The 8,246-nt window shown below is 44.7% G+C and carries 5 protein-coding genes; 2 read left to right on the top strand and 3 right to left on the bottom strand.

The genetic code is table 11. The annotated features are described in order from the left end of the window. Window positions 1–255: 255 nt before the first annotated feature. The 3 genes from pflB to AB4161_RS05510 form a co-directional block, all read right to left on the bottom strand. Window positions 256–2,553: a formate C-acetyltransferase gene (gene pflB, locus AB4161_RS05520; RefSeq protein ID WP_372082974.1), complete on the bottom strand. Its 2,298-nt coding sequence runs from the start codon at window positions 2,551–2,553 to the stop codon at window positions 256–258. Between the two features lie 232 nt (window positions 2,554–2,785). Then, complete coding sequence (locus AB4161_RS05515; RefSeq protein WP_017069768.1) at window positions 2,786–3,130, bottom strand: multidrug efflux SMR transporter; 345 nt, start codon at window positions 3,128–3,130, stop codon at window positions 2,786–2,788. A gap of 219 nt (window positions 3,131–3,349) precedes the next feature. Beyond that, window positions 3,350–5,521 carry a metallophosphoesterase gene (locus tag AB4161_RS05510; RefSeq protein WP_372082972.1) on the bottom strand — a complete coding sequence of 724 codons (2,172 nt, stop codon included), beginning with the start codon at window positions 5,519–5,521 and terminating at the stop codon, window positions 3,350–3,352. 512 nt (window positions 5,522–6,033) lie between these two features. Here AB4161_RS05510 and AB4161_RS05505 point away from each other — a divergent pair. Then, complete coding sequence (locus AB4161_RS05505) at window positions 6,034–7,182, top strand: S-(hydroxymethyl)glutathione dehydrogenase/class III alcohol dehydrogenase (protein ID WP_102370939.1); 1,149 nt, start codon at window positions 6,034–6,036, stop codon at window positions 7,180–7,182. A gap of 154 nt (window positions 7,183–7,336) precedes the next feature. After that, entirely contained in the window at window positions 7,337–8,176 is an 840-nt protein-coding gene (gene fghA / locus AB4161_RS05500; protein WP_017061633.1) for an S-formylglutathione hydrolase, read from the top strand. The last annotated feature ends 70 nt before the right edge of the window (window positions 8,177–8,246 follow it).

Genomic DNA, 8,246 nt, shown 5'->3' with positions numbered 1-8,246 from the left:
ATACGTGGATTCCATATACACAATGGGGCAAAAATAAGTTAGAGGTCCTATTGCTTCACTGGCATCAAAAACAAGCCCCCCCAAAAAAGCATCAAACTAATTCCAACCACCGCATAAATATCAGTTTTGCCCGAGTCTAACCAACACAACGCGCGCCCAACGACATCATTAGCGCCATACTCGACACACAAAAAAGCGCGAGAGACGGATGTCATTCTCGCGCTTTTTTAGAACCGTATAACTTGAAGTTTACGGTTAGATCTTAGCTGTAAACGTACGGCTAATTACATCCTGTTGCTGCTCACGTGTTAACGAGTTGAACCTCACAGCGTAACCCGACACTCGGATGGTTAACTGTGGGTATTTTTCTGGATGTTCGACGGCATCCAACAACATGTCACGGTTAAGCACGTTCACGTTAAGGTGCTGTCCACCCTCAACACGAATCGAACCTGCATTTTCCTCGTGGTGGAAGTAACCATCCATTAGTGCTGCTAGGTTCACTTTTTGGCTTAAGTCATCTTTACCTAGTGCATTTGGTACGATTGAGAAGGTGTAAGAAATACCATCTTTAGCGAATTCAAACGGCAGTTTGGCAACTGAAGAAAGTGAAGCAACCGCACCTTTCTCGTCACGACCGTGCATTGGGTTTGCGCCCGGGCCAAATGGCATACCTGCGCGGCGACCATCTGGTGTGTTACCAGTTTTTTTACCATATACAACGTTTGAAGTAATCGTAAGGATAGATTGAGTTGGAACCGCTTCACGGTAGGTGTTCATTTTCTGAATTTTCTTCATAAAACGTTCAACCAAATCACAAGCAATATCATCGACACGTGAATCGTTGTTGCCGAATTTTGGATATTCGCCTTCAATATCAAAGTCGACAGCGATGCCATCTTCGTTACGTACTGGTGTTACCTTCGCGTATTTGATAGCCGCTAACGAATCAGCAACAACCGACAGCCCTGCAATACCACAAGCCATTGTGCGATGAACATCGCGATCCATCAATGCCATTAACGATGCTTCATAGCTGTAACGGTCATGCGAGTAATGGATCACGTTCAGCGCAGTGACGTATTGCGTTGCAAGCCAATCCATCATGTCATCAAAGCGTGGCATTAAGCGGTCAAAATCGAGAACTTCATCTTCGATACGAGCAACTTGAGGACCAACCTGCATGTTAGATTTTTCATCAACACCACCGTTAATGGTGTAAAGTAGCGCTTTAGCAAGGTTTGCGCGAGCGCCAAAGAACTGCATATGTTGGCCAACCACCTGCGGGCTTACACAACACGCAATCGCGTAATCGTCATTATCAAAATCCGCACGCATTAGATCGTCGTTCTCATACTGAAGTGATGAGGTTTCGATAGACACTTTAGCCGCGTATTGTTTAAACGCGATAGGCAGTTGTTCAGACCATAGAACCGTCATGTTCGGCTCTGGTGCTGGGCCCATCGTGTGCAATGTGTGCAAGTAGCGGAAAGTCGTTTTGCTAACAAGAGTACGACCATCAACGCCCATACCAGCCATTGCTTCTGTTGCCCAAATTGGGTCGCCAGAGAACAATGAATCATATTCAGGAGTGCGAAGGAAACGAACCATACGAAGCTTCATGATGAAATGGTCAATCAACTCTTGCGCTTGTTTTTCATCAATCAGACCAAGTTTAAGGTCACGTTCGATGTAAACATCTAGGAAGGTTGATGTGCGGCCTAGCGACATCGCAGCACCATTTTGAGACTTAACCGCAGCTAAGTAACCAAAATAGGTAAATTGGATTGCTTCTTGCGCAGTACGAGCAGGAGAAGACATATCAATGCCGTACTTCAAACCCATTTCTCGCATTTCATCAAGGGCACGAATTTGATCAGTAAGCTCTTCACGTAGACGCAATGTCTTATCTAAATCACCACCCGTTTCAAGCATCTTCTGAGTCGATTTGAATTGCTCATTTTTGTCTAATTTTAGGAAGTCGATACCGTACAAAGCAAGACGACGGTAGTCGCCGATAATGCGTCCACGACCATAAGCATCCGGCAGACCAGTAATAATACCAGAACGGCGACATGCTTTAATTTCGTCGGTATAAAGATCGAACGCTACTTGGTTATGCGTTTTGCGGTACTCAGTGAAGATCTTTTCGATTTGTGGCTCTAATTCACGACCGTACACTTCGCACGACGTTTTCACCATTCGAATACCACCATTGGCGATGATGCCGCGTTTCAGTGGTTTATCGGTTTGTAGACCCACGATTTTTTCGAGGTTTTTTACAATGTAACCGGCATCGTGTGAGGTGATAGTGGAAACGATATCAGTATCAAAATCGACAGGGGCATGAGTGCGGCTTTCTTCTTTAATACCTTCTAGCACCGACTCCCATAGCTGTGTCGTCGACTCCGACACGTCCGCAAGAAAAGACTCATCGCCTTCATAAGGGGTGTAGTTTCGCTGAATAAAATCACGTGCATTAACGGATGTTTGCCAGTCGCCAGCTTGAAATCCCGTCCAAGCTTCCATCATATCGGTTGTCGGAATAGTCATAATGACCCCCTAAGTTATTGATAAACAGATAATATCTATGATTATTTATAATCATTGGTTTCTGCTGGCTATACTAAACCGACCAATCTATGAGTAAAGTGAGCTGTTTTCATAAAATACATGCACAAAATGCATTTATTGGAATTACTATATTATATTCAATACCTTAAGTTGAAGGCTAACTACTCTAGATTCCAATTAGTTTGTTCCTTCAGAAGTAGGAAATAGACTCTTAGTGACTCACCGACGTTGAAAACAGGTTAATGATCACCACACCAGACAGAATCAAAGCGATGCCAATGATCGCGTAGATGTCTAGCTTTTGCCCGTAGACCAACCAAGATAACGCCGCGACTAACACAATCCCTGCCCCACACCAAATCGCATAGGCGACACCCAGAGACATAGTTTGAACCGTGAGAGACAACAGATAAAAAGCAAAGCCATAACCGACGAGTACTGCGGCGGTAGCAGGAAGGGAAGTAAATTGCTGCGTTTTAGGCAATAAAGAAGTCGCGACAACTTCAAGCACGATGGCAAGTGACAGCATCACTGGAGGCGGAAGAGATAAAAGCATGTATGAGTCCACAACATTAAATACGGCGCTCAGAATATTGTAGTTTTATTTCCAATTCATGTGATTTTCAGTAAGCAATTATTATGACGTACCTTAAAAATTCTTAAGTGTGATGGTTCATTCATCGAAGAACAGAAAGACAAAAAGAGCCCTACAACATCATGTGTAGAGCTCTTTTTTAATCAGCTAATAGGTTAATCCGCTAATAATCTGAGCCGCTTAATTTGCTGATGATGAACCTCTTAGGATATCGCGCTTCACTTCACCTTTAAGATCGGTCAGAGTTTGTTGGTCGATATCAATCAAGAAGTGGTCACTTGCTTGGCCTGTTGCGAATTTTTCAAGAATCACGAACAAGCTACCAAAACGAGAGCGGAACACTTCACCAACGGTATATTGTCCAAGGTCACCCAATTCTGAATCGACAGTGCCATCGAACTCTGAAAGTTCTCGGCTTAACAACTCATATTGGCGCAATTGTGTTTCACCGATATCACGGAATGCCAGTTCGTCTGCGTTACGTAAACGGTAGAAGTCGGTCGCTAACAACTCACCACTCCACTCTGCAAATTCAGCTAACTCTAGTCCCTCTAAAGAAGCCAGTTTCTCAGCGACAACTTTAGCTGTTTGCCAGTCTTGTTGGAATTGATCGTAGTCATCAACACCATTTTCCACACAAGCGCCAACATCGTAACCCAGTTCATTAGCTAACTGACACACGGTAAAGTTGGTTTCTAACTGAGACATGATCATCATCTCTTCGCCATTCATTTCCATGATCATAGCGCGCATCTCTAACGGCCAGTCACCCGGAAGGAAACGTAGGCGTGTTAGTTCACGGATGTGCCAATCAGTCAGTTCGTAGTAACTCTCTGAATTCAAAATATCTTTGTTCCAAATCTTAGCTTCTGCATCAGGATCGCCATTCGCAGCTTGAGTAAGGTATTCATGCTCTTCTTCATAGTGACTGAATAGCTCGTTGTAACGCTTAACTTGATCGATGACCACCGTCTCAACTTCAATCTGATTATCAGGACGAATGTTCAACAGTTTATACGCGGGAATGTAACCCGCTAACGACGGCGCTTGAATATTGAAGAGCGTGTGCTGAACTCCATCGATATTGAAGCTCTTCTTACCCGTATCGTTAAAGTGCATGTGGCCACCAACGTGGATATTTAGACCAGTAGCAGCTAATGCGCGGCTGGTATCGTCATCCGGTTCACGAGCCAGCTGATGGCTTCCTTCACCAAACAGATCTTCAATCTCTTCAGAAGCGCCGTTGTAGAAGTCGGTCATTGGGAAGTGCGAGAAAGAGACAAGCGTCTTGTTCTGCTCTTTCGCTGCTTTTACAACATCAGAGATCCAATCAATTACGTGTTCTTTGTGAGTCAGCATCATGTTGTAACCAGCACTGCTTGAACCATCGAACGTGTTTCCATCTACAGAGCTATCAGACGAATTTTCTTTCGGGCGATAAACGTTCGCGTCGATCGCCAACAACCAAAGCCCTTTCACTGGCTCTACTAAGTAACTGGTATCCGGCACTTCAGAACAGCTTGAGTAACCACTTTCTTTGTAGCTACCACCCGTACCTTCATAACAGATCTCGTACATGCGCTTATCAAAAGCCGCTTCTTCTTTCGCTAAATCATAGCTGTAACTAGCTCGAGCTTGGTCGCTGCTGTAAGGCGTTTCAAAGTAGAGATAGTCTTGCTGAGGGTAGAAGCCGTGAGTGCCTAGGATACTCATGATCTCTTCATAGCCCCATTCACGTACTTCTTCAGTACAGATGGTTGCTAAGTTGTCACCTTCACCGGGAATAGTCGTCCACTCATCGTCATAACCAACACACTCTTCTTTACCGCGGCTATAGATACGCTGCTTCTTACCACCCTCGCCTAGGTAATCAGATTTACCCGCAGGGATTGTAAATGGACGCACTGGATCGTGGTTGCCTGGCGCTGAAAAAAACTCAAGACCATGAGTCTCGCGGTAGTGATCAAAGATGCTAACTAAGCCACGCATATGAATCGGCTGGCCGTCGTCACTAAAGTCACCTGGCAAGGCTACGTATTTCACGCCACGCTCAACCACATCATCAAGCGCCGCTATCATCGCAAAGTAGTTTTCATTGAATAGACGAGTGGAGTTCATCTGAGACTCCATCGTTCGAATTGTCGCATACTCGCCACTATCCGAGTTGTAGAGTCCCGCGAACGAACCATCTTCAAATTTGCCGTAAACATCATGGAAATGGATATCAGGCATGAATGCGACTTGCACTGCGCTATCTAGATTGCCGTTGTCGTCACTTGGTGAACTTGAATTACAACCAACTAATGTGGCTGCTATTAAGCCTGACAGTACGGTCAATGTACTCTTTCTCATTTTCTCTTCCCAAAAAGTTAGAACTCAAAATTTGGCGAGGAGACTAGATGAGAAAAATGACACTATTGTTTCTGATATCTTACAAAACGTCGCACAACGAACGCTTATGCGACATTGCTTCAATCGTTAAAATTCAACAAGTTATCACCCATCTTAAAAGCTGATAGTTCAACAATACGAATCGAAGATTAATATACAAATCGCCATAAAACCTCAGCCCAAACATCAGTAAAAACAATGTATTCAGACCGTTTGGATAAGTCACATGTCCTCAAAACCTGAGTCGCTCTGGCTAAGATAGTTGCCAATAGAAAATTCATTGCTCCATACCAATTATTACAAATACGTAATAATTATTTTCTATTTAAGGGGATTATCAAAACATGCACGCCCACCTATACTAGCTCCAACAAAACAAGAGAGCGGAAACAAACTTGCTCAACTACGCTTAATACGTTGAGCATATTGAGAATCAAAAAGTCCGCTGTAATGACATAAATAGGAAGCATCCAATGACTATCGAAATCAAACCTGGTCAAACTCATATCCAATCTAAAGCTATGGTCGCTTGGAAAGCGGGTGAGCCTCTAAAACGTGAAACTGTTGACGTTGAACTACCAAAAGCTGGTGAGGTTCTAGTTCGCATCGTTGCTACTGGTGTTTGTCACACTGACGCATTCACATTATCAGGTGACGATCCAGAAGGTATCTTCCCTTCAATTCTTGGTCACGAAGGTGGCGGTATCGTTGAGATGATCGGCGAAGGCGTTACAAGTGTTGAGATTGGCGACCACGTTATCCCACTTTACACAGCTGAATGTGGCGAATGTAAGTTCTGTAAATCTGGTAAAACTAACCTATGCCAAGCCGTTCGTGAAACGCAAGGTAAAGGCCTAATGCCAGACGGTACAAGTCGCTTCTCTATCAATGGCGAAACAATTTTCCATTACATGGGTTGCTCGACTTTCTCTGAGTACACAGTACTTCCAGAAATCTCACTAGCGAAAGTAAGCAAAGAAGCACCACTTGAAGAAGTTTGTCTTCTAGGTTGTGGTGTAACAACGGGTATGGGCGCTGTATTAAACACAGCTAAAGTTGAAAAAGGTGACAACGTTGCTGTATTCGGCCTAGGCGGTATCGGTCTTTCTGCAATCATTGGTGCTCGCATGGCTGGTGCTGACCGCATCATCGGTGTTGATATCAACGAGAGCAAATTCGAGCTAGCAAAACAGCTTGGCGCGACAGACTGCATCAACCCAACTAAATTCGACAAGCCAATCCAAGACGTTATCGTTGAGATGACAGACGGCGGTGTTGAGTACTCTTTCGAGTGTATCGGTAACGTAAACGTGATGCGTCAAGCACTTGAGTGCTGCCACAAAGGTTGGGGCGAATCAGTCATCATTGGTGTTGCGGGTGCAGGTCAAGAGATCTCAACTCGTCCATTCCAACTAGTGACTGGTCGCGTATGGCGTGGTTCTGCTTTCGGTGGTGTTAAAGGCCGCTCTGAGCTTCCAGAAATCGTTAACCGCTACATGGCAGGTGAGTTTGGTCTTCAAGAGTTCATTACTCACACTATGGGTCTGCAAGACGTTAACGAAGCATTCGACCTAATGCACAAAGGTGAATCTATCCGTACTGTTCTACACATGGATAAGTAACACATCTTGGCCTCGATTCTTTCGAGCATCGAGGCCACAGCTACAAATGAATAGCAACAAACTGTCTTCACCACCTCCTGCCCGGTGGGTGGTGAAACTTTATGTAATATAGACAAATTTACTCCCAAACCATCAACCTAACGGAGCACAATAGATGACAATCGAAAACATTAGCCAAGCAAAGGTTGCTGGTGGTTGGCACAAACAATACACCCACTTTTCTGCAACGCTTGACTGCAACATGCGTTTTGCGATTTTCTTGCCACCTAACGCAAGCAAAGAAAACCCAGTTCCTGTTTTGTATTGGTTGTCAGGCTTAACCTGTACCGATGAAAACTTCATGCAAAAAGCCGGCGCTTTCAAAGCCGCGGCTGAGCAAGGCATCGCGATTGTTGCACCAGACACTAGCCCACGTGGCGAAGGTGTTGCCGACGATGAAAATTACGATCTCGGCCAAGGTGCAGGCTTCTATGTGAATGCCACTCAAGCGCCATGGGACAGCCATTACCACATGTACGATTACGTGGTAACAGAGCTCCCTGCATTAATTGAGTCGTTCTTCCCTGTTACATCCGTAAAATCGATTTCTGGTCACAGCATGGGCGGACATGGTGCCCTAACGATTGGCATTAAAAACGAAGATAGCTACCGTTCTATCTCTGCATTCAGCCCAATCACCAACCCAATGCAATGCCCTTGGGGACAAAAAGCCTTCAACCAATACCTAGGCTTGGATATTGAAGAGTGGAAACACTACGATGCCTCTGAGCTTCTAAAAACCAAAGGCACTAAACTGCCAATGTTGGTCGACCAAGGTGAAGCCGATAACTTCCTGATTGAACAGCTTAAACCTGAACAATTAGTCGAAGCCGCTAAGGTAACCAATGCCGATTTAGATCTACGTATGCAGCCTGGTTACGACCACAGCTACTACTTCATCTCTAGCTTTATTGATGAACACATTGAGTTCCACGCTGCTTACTTAAACAAGTAGCCAGATGAATTTAGCCCGCACTTTGTAAACGCAAGGTGCGGGCTTTTTTATGCCTACTGATTTTATAACG

This window comes from Vibrio sp. 10N.286.51.E5 (genome assembly GCF_041469125.1).
GTDB classification, from domain to species: Bacteria; Pseudomonadota; Gammaproteobacteria; order Enterobacterales; family Vibrionaceae; genus Vibrio; species Vibrio crassostreae_C.
The sequence above is the reverse complement of the archived record's forward strand: the minus strand, read 5'-3'. Positions and strand labels throughout refer to the sequence as shown.

Bases quoted from the DNA above. Each gene is read 5' to 3' on its own strand.
- fghA (WP_017061633.1), top strand. From the start codon at position 7,337: ATGACAATCGAAAACATTAGCCAAGCAAAGGTTGCTGGTGGTTGGCAC.
- AB4161_RS05515 (WP_017069768.1), bottom strand. From the start codon at position 3,130: ATGCTTTTATCTCTTCCGCCTCCAGTGATGCTGTCACTTGCCATCGTG.
- pflB (WP_372082974.1), bottom strand. From the start codon at position 2,553: ATGACTATTCCGACAACCGATATGATGGAAGCTTGGACGGGATTTCAA.
- AB4161_RS05505 (WP_102370939.1), top strand. From the start codon at position 6,034: ATGACTATCGAAATCAAACCTGGTCAAACTCATATCCAATCTAAAGCT.
- AB4161_RS05510 (WP_372082972.1), bottom strand. From the start codon at position 5,521: ATGAGAAAGAGTACATTGACCGTACTGTCAGGCTTAATAGCAGCCACA.